Annotated in this window: 12 protein-coding genes; 5 read left to right on the forward strand and 7 right to left on the reverse strand. The window is 69.8% G+C overall.

Going from position 1 to position 17463, the window contains the following annotated elements; genetic code table 11:
* Window positions 1–24 precede the first annotated feature (24 nt).
* On the forward strand, window positions 25–852 hold the full coding sequence (locus tag Tharo_RS15415) for a mechanosensitive ion channel family protein (RefSeq protein WP_107221965.1): 828 nt from the start codon (window positions 25–27) through the stop codon (window positions 850–852).
* Between the two features lie 21 nt (window positions 853–873).
* Here Tharo_RS15415 and Tharo_RS15420 read toward each other — a convergent pair whose 3' ends face one another.
* Window positions 874–3078 carry a putative bifunctional diguanylate cyclase/phosphodiesterase gene (locus Tharo_RS15420; RefSeq protein ID WP_107221966.1) on the reverse strand — a complete coding sequence of 735 codons (2205 nt, stop codon included), beginning with the start codon at window positions 3076–3078 and terminating at the stop codon, window positions 874–876.
* 246 nt (window positions 3079–3324) lie between these two features.
* Here Tharo_RS15420 and Tharo_RS15425 point away from each other — a divergent pair, with 246 nt between their 5' ends.
* The 4 genes from Tharo_RS15425 (at window position 3325) to Tharo_RS15440 (ending at window position 12010) form a co-directional block, all read left to right on the forward strand.
* Window positions 3325–9054 (forward strand): EAL domain-containing protein, encoded by a 5730-nt coding sequence (locus Tharo_RS15425; protein ID WP_159051720.1) that lies wholly within the window; start codon window positions 3325–3327, stop codon window positions 9052–9054.
* 125 nt (window positions 9055–9179) lie between these two features.
* The gene (locus tag Tharo_RS15430; RefSeq protein ID WP_107221968.1) at window positions 9180–9800 is read left to right on the forward strand and encodes a DOMON-like domain-containing protein; all 621 of its coding nucleotides are present in this window, start codon (window positions 9180–9182) and stop codon (window positions 9798–9800) included.
* A gap of 4 nt (window positions 9801–9804) precedes the next feature.
* Window positions 9805–11025, forward strand: a complete 1221-nt coding sequence (locus tag Tharo_RS15435) for an exo-beta-N-acetylmuramidase NamZ family protein (RefSeq protein WP_107222471.1) — start codon at window positions 9805–9807, stop codon at window positions 11023–11025.
* Window positions 11026–11065: 40 nt separating this feature from the next.
* Window positions 11066–12010, forward strand: a complete 945-nt coding sequence (locus Tharo_RS15440; protein ID WP_107221969.1) for a ribose-phosphate diphosphokinase — start codon at window positions 11066–11068, stop codon at window positions 12008–12010.
* Window positions 12011–12020: 10 nt separating this feature from the next.
* On the opposite strand, the gene Tharo_RS15445 is transcribed toward Tharo_RS15440, so the two are convergent.
* The 6 genes from Tharo_RS15445 to Tharo_RS15470 all read right to left on the reverse strand — a co-directional run bounded on the left by Tharo_RS15445 (window position 12021) and on the right by Tharo_RS15470 (window position 17403).
* Window positions 12021–12539, reverse strand: a complete 519-nt coding sequence (locus Tharo_RS15445; protein WP_107221970.1) for an O-acetyl-ADP-ribose deacetylase — start codon at window positions 12537–12539, stop codon at window positions 12021–12023.
* Between the two features lie 39 nt (window positions 12540–12578).
* Window positions 12579–13952 (reverse strand): NAD(P)(+) transhydrogenase (Re/Si-specific) subunit beta, encoded by a 1374-nt coding sequence (locus tag Tharo_RS15450; protein ID WP_107221971.1) that lies wholly within the window; start codon window positions 13950–13952, stop codon window positions 12579–12581.
* Entirely contained in the window at window positions 13949–14254 is a 306-nt protein-coding gene (locus tag Tharo_RS15455) for an NAD(P) transhydrogenase subunit alpha part 2 (RefSeq protein WP_107221972.1), read from the reverse strand. The genes Tharo_RS15450 and Tharo_RS15455 overlap by 4 nt, the downstream gene beginning before the upstream one ends.
* Entirely contained in the window at window positions 14255–15400 is a 1146-nt protein-coding gene (locus Tharo_RS15460) for an NAD(P) transhydrogenase subunit alpha (RefSeq protein ID WP_107221973.1), read from the reverse strand. It abuts the gene before it with no gap.
* Between the two features lie 215 nt (window positions 15401–15615).
* Window positions 15616–16563, reverse strand: a complete 948-nt coding sequence (locus Tharo_RS15465) for an electron transfer flavoprotein subunit alpha/FixB family protein (protein WP_107221974.1) — start codon at window positions 16561–16563, stop codon at window positions 15616–15618.
* A gap of 90 nt (window positions 16564–16653) precedes the next feature.
* Window positions 16654–17403, reverse strand: coding sequence for an electron transfer flavoprotein subunit beta/FixA family protein (locus tag Tharo_RS15470; RefSeq protein WP_107221975.1), 750 nt, complete (start codon window positions 17401–17403; stop codon window positions 16654–16656).
* Window positions 17404–17463 lie beyond the last annotated feature (60 nt).

Below are 17463 nucleotides of genomic sequence, written 5' to 3' on the forward strand. Positions count from 1 at the left end.
GATCATCGACTGCAAGAAAAGCCCATGCTCGATACCCTCACCAAACTCGACTGGATCGACGCCTACGCCCTGCCCTGGGGCATCAACCTGCTGTTCGCCCTCGGCATCTTCGTGCTCGGGCGCTGGGTGTCGCGCGGCATCGTCGCCCTTGTGCGCAAGCTGCTCGTCCGCGCCCGGCTCGACGACATCCTGGTGAATTTCATCGTCTCGATCCTGCAAGGGGTGCTGCTCCTGGTGGTGATCATCGCCGCACTCGACCGCCTCGGCGTAGACACCACCTCGCTGGTGGCGCTGATCGGTGCCGCCGGCCTCGCGATCGGCCTCGCCTTGCAGGATTCGCTGAAGAACTTCGCCGCCGGAGTGATGCTGATCGTGTTCCGGCCGTTCAAGGCCGGCGACTTCGTCGAGGCCGCCGGCACCGCGGGGGTGGTCGAAAAGATCAACATCTTCAGCTCCACCTTCCGCACCGTGGACAACCGCGAGATCATCGTTCCCAACGGTGCGATCTACTCCGGCGTGATCACCAATTTTTCCGCCCGCGCCACCCGCCGCATCGATCTGACCTTCGGCATCAGCTACGACGACGACATCCGCAGGGTGAAGGCGATCATCGAACAGGTGCTGCGGGACGAACCCCGCCTGCTCGCCGATCCGCCCCCCTTCATCGGCGTCGCCGAGCTCGCCGACAGCAGCGTCAACCTCCACGTCCGTCCCTGGGTGGCCACCGCCGACTACTTCGCGACGATGTGCGACCTGAAGGAAAAGGTGAAGATCGCCTTCGACGAGAACGGCATCACCATCCCCTACCCGCAGGTGGACATGTACCAGCACGTGATCCCGGCCCCGCGCTGAACACGGGCGGCGGCGCCAGGCCTATGCCGTGAACCAGGGCAGGCGCGCAAAGGCCGCGGCCGGCAGCGGCCGGCTGAACAGGTAACCCTGGCCGGCATGGCAGCCGAGCGCGCGCAGGATCGCCAGCTGTTCTTCGGTTTCCACCCCCTCGGCCAGGGTAGTGAAACCCAGGCTGCGCGCCATCGCGATGGTGGCGGACACGATCGCCCGGTCATCGTCGCGGGCACCGAGCCCGCGCACGAAGCTCTGGTCCACCTTCAGCTTGTCCAGCGGCAGGCGCTTCAGGTAGGCGAGCGAGGAATAGCCGGTACCGAAATCGTCGAGCGCGAGGCTGACGCCGAGCGCACGCAGCGCCGCCAGCTTGGCCACCGCCAGTTCGACTTCGCCGATCAGCGCCGATTCGGTGATTTCCAGTTCCAGGCAAGCGGCGGGCAGGCCGGTTTCGCATAGCACCGTTTCCACTAGGGCGACAAGGTCCTGGTGCTGGAACTGGCGCACCGACAGATTCACCGCGATCCGCCCGAAGGGCAGGCCGGCATCGAGCCAGGCGCGGGTCTGGCGGCAGGCTTCGCGCAGCACCCAGGCCCCGATCGGCACGATCAGGCCGGTCTCCTCCGCCAGCGGAATGAAATCGGCCGGCGGAACCATCTCCTGGCCTTCCGGCAGCCAGCGCAACAAGGCTTCGGCGCCGACGAAACCGCCGCTGCCCAGGGTCATCTGCGGCTGGTAGAACAGGCGCAGCTCGGCGCGCTCGAGCGCACGGCGCAGGCGCATTTCGAGCTGCAGCCGCTCGCCGGCGGAAGCCCCCCACTCGGCGGCATAGAAGCAATACGCGTTCCGCCCCTGCTTCTTGGCCTGGTTGAGCGCGGCATCGGCACGCTGGATGAGCAGCGTGCCGTTGTCCCCGTCGCGGGGAAACAGGCTGATGCCGATGCTCGCGCTCACCATCAGCTCCTGCCCGCCGGGCAGAGCGAACGGCTGCTGGACCAGGGCACGGATCTTCTGCGCCACGCCGACGGCATCATCGGGGGTCTGGAGGTTCTCGGCCAGCACCAGGAACTCGTCGCCGCCGAGGCGTGCGACGCGGTCGCTGCCTCCCAGCCCCTGCTCGAAACGACGGGCGATCGCGCACAGCAGTTCGTCGCCGGCGGGATGACCGAGGGATTCATTGATGTTCTTGAAGCGGTCGAGATCGAGCAGCAACACCGCGACCGCCCCGGAACCACCGCCCCCTGCCCGCTCGAGAGCGCGGGCCAGGCGGGCATGGGCGAGCAGGCGATTGGGCAGGGCGGTGAGCGGATCGTAATGGGCAAGGCGCTCGAGCTGCTTTTCCGCGCGCAGCTTCTGCACCGCCAGCGCCGACAGGCGGGTGAACACCTCCATGAACTCGAACTCGCTGCGCCCCAGCGTGCGCTGCACGCCGTAATACAGCGTGAAGGTGCCGAGGACCTGCCCGCCGCTATCGGCGAACGGAATCGAGCAGCAGCTGCGGATGCCGGCCCTGCCGGCATATTCGCGCAGCGCCGCGCTCCATTCGGGCTGCGCCAGCGCATCGTCGACGGCCACCATCTCGCCCCGTCCGGCCGCCGCCCCGGAACACCCGCCGCCTTCGCCGACCTCCACGCTCTCGATGAGCGCGCGGTACTCGCCGGGCAGGCTCGGCGCCGCCGCCACCGAAAAGCGCCGCGACGCGGGATCGACCAGCAGCACCGCCACCCTGACCTCCGGCAGCAGCGCCTCGACATGCCGCGCCGCCAGCCCGAGGACATCGCCCAGCGCATTTCCCGCAAGCACGCAGTTGAGGACGTCGGTGCGGGCGCGCTGGAGCATTTCGGCCTGCCTGCGGACGGTGACGTCGGTCCACGAGCCGAGCGCCTCGAGCACCCCGGTGCGCTCGTCGCGCACCAGGTTGAGTTCGTCGTGAATCCAGATCATGCGCCCGTCGCGGCAGCGGAAGCGGTACTCGTGCACCAGCCGCCCCGCCGCGAACAGCTCGGCCTGGCGCGCCGCGACCTCGTCCTTCATGTCCGGATCGAGGTTGTCCCACCACCACCCCGGCGCCAGCGCCTGTGCGCTGCTGTAGCCGGTGAGACGGGCGACGTTGTCGCTGACCCAGGTAGCGGACAGGCGCCCGTCGCGTTCGCGAAGGCTGTACAGGATCGTCGGGCTTGCGCTCAGCAGGCGTCGCAGGCGCGCGCCGTCCGATTCATAGGGTTCATCGACCATGGAGAACGGCGATCCGGTTTCGAGGGGACGGCTGCCGATTGTATGTCACCCTTTGATGGCCGCGCAGAGGCTGCCCCGTTGCGGCCAGTCCACAGTGACATGGCCGCCGCCGACCGGAATACGCGCAATGCGTGCGCCGCCCCGCCGAACTCTCTATCATCGCGTCCTGTTGTTACAACTTTGTGCATCCATCCGGCGACAGCAACGATACCGGCACGGCCCAGGGAAACGAACAGGGAAGAACCCATGAACCAGCGCCCCGGTGAGCGCGCCGGACACATCGACGCCGCGCCCGGCGGCTCCGGCCATGGACGCACCGTCCTCCTCATCCTGGCCCTGTCCGTCGCCTACGCGCTCGCCGCCCATGGCGGGCGGCTGATCGCAACGTCGTCCGCCTTTCCACCACCGCTGGCGCCGGCCGCCGGGGTGGCGCTGGCGGGCCTGCTCGTCTTCGGTCTGCGCTGCTGGCCGGGCGTGTGGCTGGGGGCGATGGCGGCGGCCGCGGGGTTCGGTGCGGGGCCGGTCGAACAGACATCCGCCGCCGCGCTCACCGCCACCGCGGCCACGCTGCAGGCCGTGCTCGGCGCCACGCTGACGCGAACGCTCTTCCTCCCCGGCCTGCCGTTGGCCCGGCCCTCCGCGGCGCTGCGCTTCCTGATGCTGGCCGGACCGCTGAGCTGCCTGTTCTCGGCCGGCCTGCTCACCCTCGCCAGGGCCGGATTCGGGGTCTCGCCCGGGCCGCTGCCCGCGTTCGACCTGTGGCTGCTGCTGTGGTCCGGCGAGGCCCTGGGCGTCATGCTGTTTACCCCCTTGCTGCTGCTCGCCTGGCCCCGCATGAGCGCGGTCTGGCACGGCGTGCGCGCCCACGTCGCGTTGCCGCTGCTGGCCACCGCCGCGGTCCTGGCCACCGCCGCCGCCGTCGTTCAGCAGATGGCCGACGCCCAGCGCCAGGCCTACCTCGCCGACGTTGCCGAGTACGTTTCCCGCGACGCCCAGTACGCCCTCAGCGCCGCCCACGAGCGGGTGCGCGGGGTGGAACGCTTCCTCGCCGCCAGCCCGGACGTGGACGCGGCCGATTTCGCCGCATTCACCGCCCCGCGCGGCAACGCCATCGACCTCAAGGGCATCGCCTGGGCGCCGCGCGTGCCGCAGGAACGGCTCGCCGCCTTCGAGGCCACGGCCCTGCAACAGCTGGGCCTGCCCGGCTACCGGGTGTTCGAGCCCGACTACGAATGCCGCCCGGCGCCGGTCGCCCCCCGCGCCGAGCACTTCCCCCTGATCTACATCCAGCCCGATATCCGCTTCCGCAAGTTCGCCGGACTCGACCACGGTTTCGAGCCGGCACGGCGCGGGGCGATGGCCGAAGCACTCGACAGCGAGCGCGGCTTCGGCGTTGCGGTGGCGATGACCTGCCTCACCGGGGATGTCGAACTGCTGATCGACGTGCCCCACTTCGCCGCCGGCTTCGATCCGCGCAACGCCACCCCCGAAGCGCGCCGTGCCGCCCTCACCGGCTACGTCGTCGGCATCGTCGACACCGGCGCCCTGTTCACCACCCAGCTCGACGCCGCGCGCAAGAGCGGCCTGGCGCTGCGTGCCGCGCTGGTGCGAGCGGGCGACGAAGAGCCGCTGCGGCTGGCGGACAGCTTTCCCCCCGGCCATGTCCCGGAGTGGAGCACGGACATCGACAGCGCGCAATTCACGCTGCGCATCGAGCTTGCCGCACTCCATGCCCAGGGCATCCCTTATCCACTCCTTCCCGTCGCCGCCCTGCTGCTCGGGCTGTACGTCGTCGCCTTCAGCCTGATCACCGCCGGACGCCAGGCGCTCACCGAAGTCGAGGTCGCGGCACGCACCCGGGCGCTCGGCGACAGCGAATCGCGCCTGCGCAGCCTGGTGGACAACATGGCCGCCTTCGTCGGGGAAACGACGCCGGACGGCACCATCACCGAAGTCAACCGCGCCGTCCTCGCCGCCGGCGGATTGCAGCGTGAGGCCGTGATCGGCCAGCGCCTCGACACCCTCTTTTGCTTCGCTCACTCCCCCGAAGCCCAGGCCCGGATCCGCGCCGACATCGAGCGCGCGGCGCGCGGCGAGGCCGTCCACCACGACGCCGACCTGTGTGCCGCCGACGGCACGATCATTCCGATCGACTTCATGCTGACGCCGGTGCTCGATGCCGACGGGCGGGTCGCCAAGCTCATTCCGTCCGGCGTCGACATCCGCGAACGCAAGGCGGCGGAGAAGGCGCTGCAGTCACTGAACCAGAACCTCGAAGCCCAGGTGCAGGCACGCAGCGCCGCCCTCGCCGCCAGCGAAGGGCACCTGCGCACGGTCCTGCAGAACCTCAACGGCATGGTCTACCGCTGCCGCAACACCCCCGACTGGCCGATGGAGTTCATCAGCAACGGCGCCCGCGAGCTGCTCGGCCGGGATCCGGCGGAACTGCTCGCCGGGCACCCCTCCATCGCCACCCTGATCCACCCCGAGGATGCCGGGCGAGTCTGGCGGGAAACGCAGCAGGGGGTCGAGGCGCGCACCCCGTACCAGCTCGAATACCGCCTGCGCCATGCCGACGGCGGCTGGCGCTGGGTGATGGAAAAAGGCCATGGCTCATGGGACGAGCACGGCCGGCTGCAGTACCTGGACGGGTTCATCACCGACATCAGCGCGCGCAAGGCCGCCGAGCAGGCGCTGGAGGAAACCAACCGGGACCTCGAGCGGCGCGTCGCCGCCGGCACCGCGGAAGCGGTCCAGGCACGCCGCGAAGCCGAACAGGCGAACCAGGCCAAGTCGGCCTTCCTCGCCACCATGAGCCACGAGATCCGCACGCCGATGAACGGCGTGCTCGGGATGCTGGAAATCCTCGAACACAGCGAGCTGAACGAGCACCAGCGCGAGCAGGTGCAGATCATGCGCGACTCCGGCACCACCCTGCTCGCCCTGATCGACGACATTCTCGACTTTTCCAAGATCGAGGCCGGCCGGGTCGAACTCGAGCACGCCTCCGTCTGCATCGCCGAACTGGCCGAAGGCCTGTGCGGCTCGCTGCTGCCGGTGGCCCGGCGGCGCGGCTGCGCGCTGCGGGTGTTCGTCGCCCCCGAGGTCCCCGAGCGCGTGCTCGCCGACGACACCCGCCTGCGCCAGGTGCTCTACAACCTGCTCGGCAACGCGATCAAGTTTTCTTCCGGCAACCCCGACCAGCCGGGACGGGTATCGCTGCGGGTCACCATCGAGGAGTCGCAGCCGCTGCGCCTCGCCTTCCGGGTCGAAGACAACGGCATCGGGATGGGCGAGGCGACGCAGGCCCGCCTGTTCACCCCCTTCACCCAGGCCGACACCACCACCACCCGCCGTTTCGGCGGCACCGGCCTCGGCCTGGTGATCTGCAAGCGGCTGGTGGGCCTGATGGGCGGCGGCATCACCGTGGAAAGCCGCCCCGGCCTCGGCAGTATCTTTACCGTAAGCCTCCCGTTCGAAGCGGCCGCCGAACAGCCGGCCCGGGCGCAACCCGATCTGGCCGGACTGAACTGCTTCCTGCTCGAGCACCCGGAGCTCGATGCCGAAGCCTTCGCCCGCTACCTCGCGCACGCCGGCGCCACCGTACATCGCACCGCCGATCCGGCCGAGGTGCTGCGCTTCGCCTTCGCCGCCGCCGCGCCGATCGTGCTCGTTCACACCGAAGCGCAGCACGGCCTCCTGCACGACGGGACGGCACCCGGCAGGTTGCGCCGCGTGCAGATCGGCCACGGCCGCCGCCGGCAAGCGCGGCAGGACACCGCCGACGGCGTCGTCATCGACGGCGACGCGCTGCGCCGGGAGGCCTTCCTCAACGCCGTCGCCGTCGCCTCCGGACGCGCTTCGCCGGAACGCCCCGGCGCCCGCGCGACCGACCTGGGGCCCGCCACGGCCCTGCCACCGCCCACCGTCGCCCAGGCCCGCACCGACCGGCGCCTGATCCTCGTCGCCGAGGACGACAGCGTGAACCAGATGGTCATCCTGCAGCAGCTCGCCCTCCTCGGCTATGCCGCCGAAGTCGCCAACGACGGCGCCGAGGCCCTGGCCCACTGGCATTCGGGCGGGTTCGCGCTGTTGCTCACCGATCTGCACATGCCGAACATGGACGGCTACCGGCTGACCGAGGAGATCCGCCGCCAGGAGCACGGCGGCCAGCGTCTGCCCATCATCGCCCTCACCGCCAACGCCCTGCGCGACGAAGCCAGCCGCGCCCGCGCCGCGGGCATGGACGACTACCTGACCAAGCCGGTGGCGCTGGCCAAGCTGCGCGCGGCGCTCGAGCACTGGCTCCCGCAGCGCGACGGCGGGAGCACCAGGCCCGAAGTGGCGCCGCCCAGGCAAGGCGGTGCGCTACCCGTGGCCCAGCCGGCGCCCGAAATAGCGCAGCCGGTGTTGGACGTCGCGGTGCTCGAGCGCCTGGTCGGCGAAGACATGGGCGCCGTGCGCGCCCTGCTCGCGAAATACGCCGGCACTGCCAGCGCGATCGCCGCCGAACTGGACGAGGCCGCCGGGGCGGGGGATTTCGCCCGCCTCGCCGCGACTGCCCACCGGCTCAAGTCGTCGTCACGCTCGGTCGGTGCGCTGGCGCTCGGCGACCGCTGCGCCGAACTGGAGCTCGCCGGCAAAGCCGCCGACGCGCAGGCGGTCGAACGCCACCTGGCGCAGTTCAGGATCCTGTTCGAGCGGGTCGACGCCGAACTGGCCGCAATGCTGAGGGCGGCCGACGCCCCCGCCGCCGAAGATCCGGAGCACGCCCTGCAGATCCTCCTCGTCGATGACGAAGCGTTCGCCCTGGAACTGCTCACCCGCCAGCTCGCCGCGCTCGGCTTCAACCGGGTCACCGCCACCGGGGGCGCAGCCCAGGCCCTGGCGCGACTGGCCGACCGCAGCGTCCATTTCGACATCGTCTTCAGCGACCTGCAGATGCCGGGCATGGACGGCGTCGAATTCGTGCGCGCCCTGGCCCAGGCCGGCTTTACCGGAGAGTTGGTGCTGGTCAGCGGCGAGAACGAGCGCATCCTGCAAACCGCGAACCAGCTCGCCCGGGCCCACGGTTTGCGCGTCCTCGGCAGCCTGAGCAAGCCCGTCGCCCCGGAGCGCCTGCGCAGGCTGCTGGCGCGGCACACCGAGGCGTCGGCGCCGCAGCCGCGCAGCGAACGCAAGATCTACGCCCCGGAGGAACTGCAGCGGGCGATCGCCGGCGGCGAGTTGCTGTGCCATTGCCAGCCCAAAGTGAGCCTCGCCACCGGCGCGCTCACCGGAGTGGAGATCCTGGTGCGCTGGCAGCACCCCGAAGACGGGCTGGTCTTCCCCGACCGCTTCATCGGCGTCGCCGAAGAGCACGGCCTGATCGACGCGCTGACGCGCGCCGTGCTCCTCGCCGCGCTGCGCCAGGCGCGCATCTGGCACGACGCCGGGCTCGACTGCCCGGTCGCGATCAACCTGTCGATGGACAATCTCGGCTATCCGGAATTCGCCGACTTCGTCGTCGACGCGCTGGCGCAGGCCGGCGTCCCCCCGGACAGTCTGGTGCTCGAAGTCACCGAGAGCCGGCTGATGAAGGACGCCCGCACCGCACTCGACGTCCTCGCCCGCCTGCGTCTCAAGCGCATCGAGCTGTCGATCGACGATTTCGGCACCGGGCACTCCTCGCTCGCCCAGTTGCGCGACCTGCCGTTCAACGAGCTCAAGCTCGACCGCGGCTTCGTGCACGGCGCCGGCCGCGACCCCAACCTGGCGGCAATCCTCGCCTCCAGCCTGGACATGGCGCGGCGGCTGGGAATGCGCACGGTGGCCGAAGGCATCGAAGACCGCGACGACTGGAACTTCCTGCGCGAAAGCGGCTGCGATGCCGCGCAAGGCTACTTCATCGCCCGCCCGATGCCGCTCACGGCGCTGGCCGGCTGGCTGCCGCAATGGGAAGAGCGCCGGCGCGAGCTGGGCCTGTCCGCGCCGTGACCGGCGCCCCTCCACGCCCGCCGTGACCGTCGCGGCGTGCGCACGGCACTGTCGAACCGGCTACCATTGCGCCTGGCACGGCCTTCGGCCGGCCCCCTCCCGCCCCCGCTACCATCCCGATCACCGTGAGCCTTCCCCACCACGCCCCTCCCCGCGTTCCGACCATCACTGTCGGTCTGCGCCCCCACCCTTTCAGCCCGGATGCGGCCGCACCCGGCGGCGGTCCGGTCGGCCGCGTGCTGGCGACGATGTATGCCCCGGCCGAAGGCGGCGCGGTGTTCGAGTTCCGCCTCGAAGACTGCCGCGTCGACGCCTTGAAGATCCCCGCCGCGCAGCCGCCCGGCCCCGCCGACGGGCTGTGGCGCCACACCTGCTTCGAGGCCTTCCTCGGCATCCCCGGCGAAGACGGCTACCGCGAGTTCAACTTCTCGCCCTCCGGACAATGGGCGGCCTACGCCTTCCGCGCCTGGCGCGAGCGCATCGCCGATTTCCGCCCCGGCGCCGAACCGCAGCTTCGCTGCGCGCGCCACGGCGACGGCCTCGCGCTGACCGCGCACGTTCCCGCCGCGCTGCTGCCCGCGGTGCCCGCCGGCACCGAACTGCCGGTCGGCCTCGCCGCGGTCATCGAGCGTGCGGACGGGCAGCACGAATACTGGGCGGTGCGCCACGTCGCCGCCCAGCCCGATTTCCACGCCCGCGAAACCTTCGCCCTGCGCCTGACCACGGCGCACCGGGATGCGGGCTGAGCCGATGCCCGCGTCGATCCGCTTCGGCCTCGAGCGCCTGATCGCAGACCCGGCGCTGCGCCGCCCGCTCGCCGGTCGCCGCATCGCCCTGCTCGCCCACCCCGCGTCGGTGACGCGCGAGCTCACCCACGCCGTCGACGCCCTCGCCGCCCTGCCCAGCCTGCACCTCACCGCCGCCTTCGGCCCGCAGCACGGCCTGCGCGGCGACAAGCAGGACAACATGGTCGAGTCGCCCGACTTCGTCGACCCGGCGCACGGCATCCCGGTGTTTAGCCTGTACGGCGAAGTGCGCCGCCCGAGCGCGGCGATGATGGACACGTTCGACGTGCTGCTGGTCGACCTGCAGGACCTCGGCTGCCGCATCTACACCTTCATCACCACGCTGCGCTACGTCCTCGAAGCCGCTGCCGAACACGGCAAGACGGTCTGGGTGCTCGACCGCCCGAACCCGGCCGGGCGGCCGGTGGAAGGCACCCTGCTGCGCGCCGGCTGGGAAAGCTTCGTCGGCGCCGGGGCACTGCCGATGCGCCACGGCCTGACGATGGGGGAACTCGCGCACTGGTTCGTCGCCACGCTGCAGCTCGACGTCGACTGCGCGGTGATCCCGATGGACGGCTGGCAGCCTGCCGCCGCCCCCGGCTACGGCTGGCCGCTGGGAGTGCGGAGCTGGATCAACCCCAGCCCGAATGCGCCGAACCTGTCGATGGCGCGCTGCTATGCCGGCACCGTGATGCTCGAAGGCACGACCCTGTCCGAAGGCCGCGGCACCACCCGCCCGCTCGAGCTGTTCGGCGCCCCCGAGCTCGACGCGCACGCCCTGATCGCCGCAATGCGCCGCCTGGCGCCGCACTGGCTGCAGGGCTGCGTGCTGCGCGAGTGCTGGTTCGAGCCCACCTTCCACAAGCACGCCGGGCGCCTGTGCCGCGGGGTGCAACTCCACGTCGAGGACCCGGCGCACTACGACCACGCCGCGTTCCGCCCCTGGCGCCTGCAGGCGCTCGCCTTCAAGGCGATCCGCACGCTCCATCCCGGCTACCCGCTCTGGCGCGAGTTCGCCTACGAGTACGAGTTCGACCGTCTCCCGATCGACCTCATCAACGGCTCCCCGCTGCTGCGCGAATGGGTGGACGACCCCGCCGCCGTCCCCGCCGATCTCGACGCGCCCGCCCGCGCCGACGAAGCCGCCTGGGACGAGACACGCCGCCCCTTCCTGCTCTATTCTTGAGCGCCCGCAGCCACCCCGGCACGACAGGAGGCCTCGACCGATGATCAAGCACGGACTCCAGATCTTCGCCTGCAACGCCAGCCGCGAACTCGCCGGCGACATCAGCCAGCGCCTCGGCCTGCGCCCGGGCGCGCTCGACATCTCGCGCTTTTCCAACGACAACCTGCGCGTCCAGGTGCGGGAAAACGTGCGCGAACGCGACGTATTCGTCGTGCAGTCGTTCACCGAGCCGGTCAGCGAGCACATCATGGAGCTGCTGATCACGCTCGATGCGCTGCGCAGCGCTTCGGCGCAGCGCATCACCGCGGTGATCCCCTATTACTCCTACGCTCGCTCGGACAAGAAGGACGCGCCGCGGATCTCCATCACCGGGCGGCTGATCGCCGACCTGCTGCACACCGCCGGCGCCGACCGCGTGCTCACCATGGACCTGCACGCCGATCAGGTGCATGGTTTCTTCAGCGTGCCGGTGGATCACCTGACCGCGGTGTCGATCATCGCCGAGCATTTCCGCAACCGCCACGACCTGGCGCAGATGGTCGCGGTCGCCACCGACGCCGGCGGCGCCAAGCGCGCCGGGCGCTTCTCCGAGGCGCTCGGCATTCCGCTGGCGATCATCGACAAGCGCCGGGTATCGGACACTGCAGTAAAGCAGGGCCACGTGGTGGGCGAAGTCGCCGGCCGCGACGCGGTGATCTTCGAAGACGAGATCGCCACCGGCGGCACCCTGCTGTCCTCGATCGCCACCCTCCACGCCGCCGGCGCGCGCAGCATCCATGCCGCCGCCACCCACGGCGTGCTGTGCGGCCCGGCGATCGAACGCCTGGGCGAGGCCGCGCTCGACTCCATCGTCGTCACCAACACCGTCCACCTGTCAGCGGCAAAGCGCCTCGACAAGCTCACCGTGCTCGACGTCGCCCCGCTCTTCGCCGCCGCGATCGAGCGCATCCACAGCGGCCAGAGCGTGGGCGCGCTGTTCGAATAACGGCCGCGACTCAGGCCGCCGCGGCGCCGAGCAGGGCTTCGTAGATCCGCAGGTCGGCCGCCGAGAAGCAGCAGAACACCACCTCCTGCACCGTCTCCTGCGCCGCCGTCGCCGCGCGCACGGTAGCGACCGCGATGCGCGCGGCCTCCTCGACCGGGTAGCCGTAAACGCCGGTGCTGATCGCGGGAAAGGCGAGCGAGCGCACCCCGGCGGCGACCGCGAGCTCGACCGCATGCCGGTAGCAGGAAGCGAGCAGCGCGGCCTCCCCGCCACCGCCACCGTGCCACACCGGACCGACGGTGTGGATCACGAAGCGCGCCGGCAGGCGAAAACCCGGCGTCAGGCGCGCCTCCCCGGTCGGGCAGCCGCCCAAGAGGCGGCAGGCGGCGAGCAGCTCCGGCCCCGCGGCGCGGTGGATCGCCCCATCGACCCCGCCACCGCCGAGCAGGGAGGTGTTCGCGGCGTTGACGATGGCATCGACGGCGAGGGTGGTGATGTCGGCCTGGATGGCACGGAGCAAGATTGTCATGCTGCGGTCTCCACAAATGCGAGTGCCAAGCCCCCTTGCTCAGGCCTCCAGCGCCTTCACGTGGGTGATGACCTCGCCGATGATCTGCTGCGCACTGCCGTACAGCATGCGGCAGTTGTCCTTGAAGAACAATGCATTCTCGATTCCGGAGTAGCCCGCACCCTGACCGCGTTTGACCACGATCACGTTCTGCGCCATGTCGACGTTGAGGATCGGCATGCCGTAGATCGGACTCGACTTGTCCGTGCGCGCGACCGGATTGACCACGTCGTTGGCGCCGATCACCAGGGCCACGTCGGCCTGCGGGAAATCGGCGTTGATCTCCTCGAGGTCGAAGATCTTGTCGTAGGGCACACCCGCTTCCGCAAGCAGCACATTCATGTGGCCCGGCATGCGGCCGGCGACCGGATGGATCGCGAACACTACCTCGACCCCGCCCTCCTCCAGCAGCTGTGCCATTTCCCACACCTTGTGCTGCGCGCCGGCGACCGCCATGCCGTAGCCCGGCACGATCACCACTTTCGATGCGTACCGCATCACCGAGGCGCCGTCCAGGGCCGACAGCTCCTTGATCGCCCCCTCGATCGCGGCACCGCCGCCCGCCGCTGCACCCGTGATCGGGGTGAAGATGACATTCCGGATCGGGCGGTTCATCGCCTTCGCCATCAGCTGGGTGAGCAGCGTGCCGGACGCCCCCACGACGATGCCGGCGACGATCAGCGCCGGGTTGCCGAGCACGAAGCCTTCGAAGCCGACCGCCAGCCCGGTGAAGGCATTCAGCAGCGAGATCACCACCGGCATGTCGGCGCCGCCGATCGGCATGGTAAGAATGGCCCCCAGGGCAAGCGCAACGACGAAGAATGCGATCACCGTTGCCGGCGCAGCGGCACCGCCGAGGACGATGGAAGCGCCGAGCACGACGGCCAGGCCGGCAAGGACGACATTGACCGCATTCTGCGCCGGCAGCCGCCAGGCTCGGGTCATCAGCCCCTGCAGCTTGGCGAACGCGACGCACGAGCCGGAAAAGGCCACCGCACCGATCAGCGCGCCGAGCACCGCGAGCGTCGAGGCCAGCGCACCATGCGCCCCGCCGCGCGCGAACTCGAGCGCCGCGATCGCGGCTGCGGCCCCGCCGCCCATGCCGTTATAGATCGCGACCATTTGCGGCATGTCGGTCATCCTGACCGTCTTTCCGCTCCACCACGCCAGCGCACCGCCGGTAGCGATGGCGGCGACCATCAGTCCGACGTTCTGCATGCCGGGGGTAAGAAAGGTGACGAGCGTGGCTGCGATCATCGCGTAGCCCGCCCACACCACGCCCTTGCGCGCGGTGACCGGCGAACTCATCGCCTTCAGGCCGAGGATGAAGACGACGGCGACGACGAAATAGACGAACTGGATCGGCGTGCTCATCGTGCACCTCCGGCCTTGTTGCCGCCCGGCTTGAACATCGCGAGCATGCGCTCGGTCACCACGTAGCCACCGGCGGCATTGGCCGCGCCGAGAAACACCGCGACGAAACCGATCGCCAGTTGCACCGGCTCGTCCGGGTCGGCGTGCCCGAGCACGACCATCGCGCCGACGAGCACGACGCCGTGGACGAAGTTCGAACCGCTCATCAAGGGCGTGTGCAGGATCACCGGCACCCGCGAGATCACCTCGTAACCGGTGAACGCGGCCAGCATGAAAATATAGAGCGCTGCAATGCCTTCCATTTACACCTCCTCCTGTTCCGGGGTCAGTCCCAGCGCCTGGCGCACGCCGGCGTGGCGCACTTCGCCGTTATGGGTCAGACAGCTGCCTGCAATCACCTCGTCGCCCCAGTCGAGGGCGAGCGCACCATCCTTGATGAAAGGGGCGATGAAGTTGAAGAGGTTCTTCGCGATCATCTCGGAGGCATGGATCGGCATGCGACTCGCAATGTGTGTGGGGCCGATCACGAGCACATCGTCGATCCACACCTTCTCACCCGCCACCGTGCCCTCGACGTTACCGCCCGATTCGGCCGCCATATCGACGACGACCGCGCCCGGTTTCATGCGCGCGAGCATTGCCGCCGTGACGATGCGCGGGGCACGCCGGCCTGGAATCGCCGCGGTCGTGATCAGCGCGTCGCACTGTGCGATCGCCTTCGCCAGCCGCTCGGCCTGCTGCGCCTTTTCCTCTTCGGTGAGTTCCCGCGCATAGCCGCCGGCCCCCGCGGCCGCCACCCCGGTGTCGATGAACTTCGCCCCCAGCGACTCGATCTGCTCGCGCGTCTCGGGGCGCACGTCATAGGCCTCGACCATCGCGCCGATACGCCGCGCGGTGGCGATCGCCTGCAGCCCCGCGACTCCGGCGCCGATCACGAGCACCTTCGCCGGGCGGATCGTACCGGCCGCGTAGGTGAGCATCGGGAAGAACTTCGGGCTATGGTCGGCGGCGATCAGCGCGCACTCGTAGCCGGCGACCGCCCCCTGACTCGACAGGATATCCATGCTCTGCGCGCGCGAGATGCGCGGCAGAAGCTCCATCGCGAAGGCGGTGATGCCCCGCTCCATGAACAGCCGGACGCGCTCCTCGCTCGACCACGGCTGCAGCAGGCCCAGTAGAACGCTGCCTGGCTTCATCGCCGCAATGGACTCCGTGCGGGGAGGCTGCACGCACAGTACGACATCGGCGGCCGCAAACACCTCGCCCGCACTCGCGGCGAAACGGACGTCGGCGAACATGTCGTCACCGAGATGGGCAGATACGCCGGCGCCGGATTGCATCAGCAGCTGGGCGCCGAGCTCCCGATATTTTCGGACCACATCCGGTACCACGCACAGGCGGCGCTCGCCCACTACAACTTCAGTCGGTATTCCTATCGTCAATGGCATCGCCTGTTTCCTTTCATGCCGAGGGCCGCGCAGCCTGGGGAGCGGGCAGCGCGGGTACGACGGACAAATATGCTGGTTGCACAACAGAGAAAGCGGCCGGTTCACCGGTCAATCCGATGAACCGGCCAAAAATGGCGGCGCGGGAGGAGAAGGAGTGGCAAGCGCCGCCGGATGACACTTCATGAACTTACAGCTTCAGGCACCCCGCCCCCGGGCTACCGTGCAATCGCTGCCGCCAGTTCGGGAACGGTTTCGAACAGGTCGCCGACCAGGCCGTAGTCGGCGACCTGGAAGATCGGCGCTTCGGGGTCCTTGTTGATCGCCACGATCACCTTCGAATCCTTCATCCCGGCCAGGTGCTGGATCGCGCCCGAAATGCCGACCGCGATATAGAGCTGCGGCGCGACGATCTTGCCGGTCTGGCCGACCTGGTAGTCGTTGGGCACGTAGCCGGCATCGACCGCGGCGCGGCTGGCGCCGAGCGCGGCACCGAGCTTGTCGGCGAGCGGCTCGAGGAGCTTGTGGTAGTTCTCGCCGCTGCCCAGGCCGCGACCGCCGGAGACGATGATCTTCGCCGCTCCCAGCTCGGGGCGGGCGCTCTTGGTGATCTCGCGCCCGACCAGGGCGGCAACGCCCAGGTCGGCTGCAGCGGCGACCGCCTCGATCGGGGCGGCACTCCCCTCGCCCGCGGCATCGAACGCGGTGGTGCGCACGGTGATGAGCTTGATCGCATCGGCGCTCTTCACCGTGGCCAGCGCGTTGCCGGCGTAGATCGGACGCACGAAGGTGTCGGCCGATTCGATCGCGACGATGTCGCTGATCTGGGCAACGTCGAGCAGCGCCGCCACCCGCGGCAGCATGTTCTTGCCCGCCGAGGTGGCCGGCACGAGGACGTGGCTGTAGTCGCCGGCCAGCCCCTGCACCAGCTCGGCGACGTTCTCCGCGGTCTGCGCCTCGTAGTGCGGCGCATCGCACACCCGCACCTTGGCCACGCCGGCGATCTTCGCCGCCGCTTCGGCCGCCGCGCCGCAGCCGGCACCGGCCACCAGGACGTGGATGTCCGCTGCCAGCAGCGTGCCCAGCTTCGCCGCCGCGCTCACGGTGTTGAGGGTGGCGGCCTTGATCGAATGGTTGTCGTGTTCGGCAATGACGAGAATGGTCATGACATCCTCCGCCGGGCCGCCCCAAGGAGGGTGTCCGCCCCCTTGGGGGGCAATGTAGCGGCGCCAGCCGCAAATATGGGGGTCGTCATCTCAGATCACCTTCGCTACGTTCTTCAGTTTGTCGACCAGCTGCGCGACGTCGGCGACGCGCTCGCCCGCGCTGCGCTTGGGCGGCTCGGATACTTTCAGCGTGGTGAGGCGCGGCACCACATCGACGCCGAGATCGGCCGGCTTGACCGTGTCGAGCGGCTTTTTCTTCGCCTTCATGATGTTGGGGAGAGTGGCGTAGCGCGGCTCATTGAGGCGCAGGTCGGTGCTGACCACCGCCGGCAGGCTCACCGACAGGGTTTCCAGCCCGCCGTCGATCTCGCGCGTCACCTGCGCACGGCCGCCTTCGAGCACCAGCTTCGAGGCGAAGGTCGCCTGCGGCCAGCCCGCCAGCGCCGCCAGCATCTGCCCGGTCTGGTTGGCGTCGTCGTCGATCGCCTGCTTGCCGCAGATCACCAGGTTCGGCGCTTCCTTGTCGCACACCGCCTTCAGCAGCTTGGCCACCGCCAGCGGCTGCAGCTCGACGTCCGTTTCCACCAGGATGCCGCGGTCGGCACCGATCGCCATCGCCGCGCGCAGGGTCTCCTGGCACGCGCCGATACCGCAGGTGACCGCCACCACTTCGCTCGCCACGCCGGCTTCCTTCAGCCGCACCGCCTCTTCCACCGCGATCTCGTCGAACGGGTTCATGCTCATCTTGACGTTGGCGATGTCCACGCCGCTGCCGTCGGCCTTCACGCGCACCTTGACGTTGTAGTCGACCACGCGTTTGACAGGGATCAGGATCTTCATGCTTGCTCCAGAGTGTTTTTCTTGCGCCCGGCGACCGGGGGCGGCCGATCCGCCGCTCTT

This window comes from Thauera aromatica K172 (assembly GCF_003030465.1).
Lineage (GTDB): Bacteria > Pseudomonadota > Gammaproteobacteria > Burkholderiales > Rhodocyclaceae > Thauera > Thauera aromatica.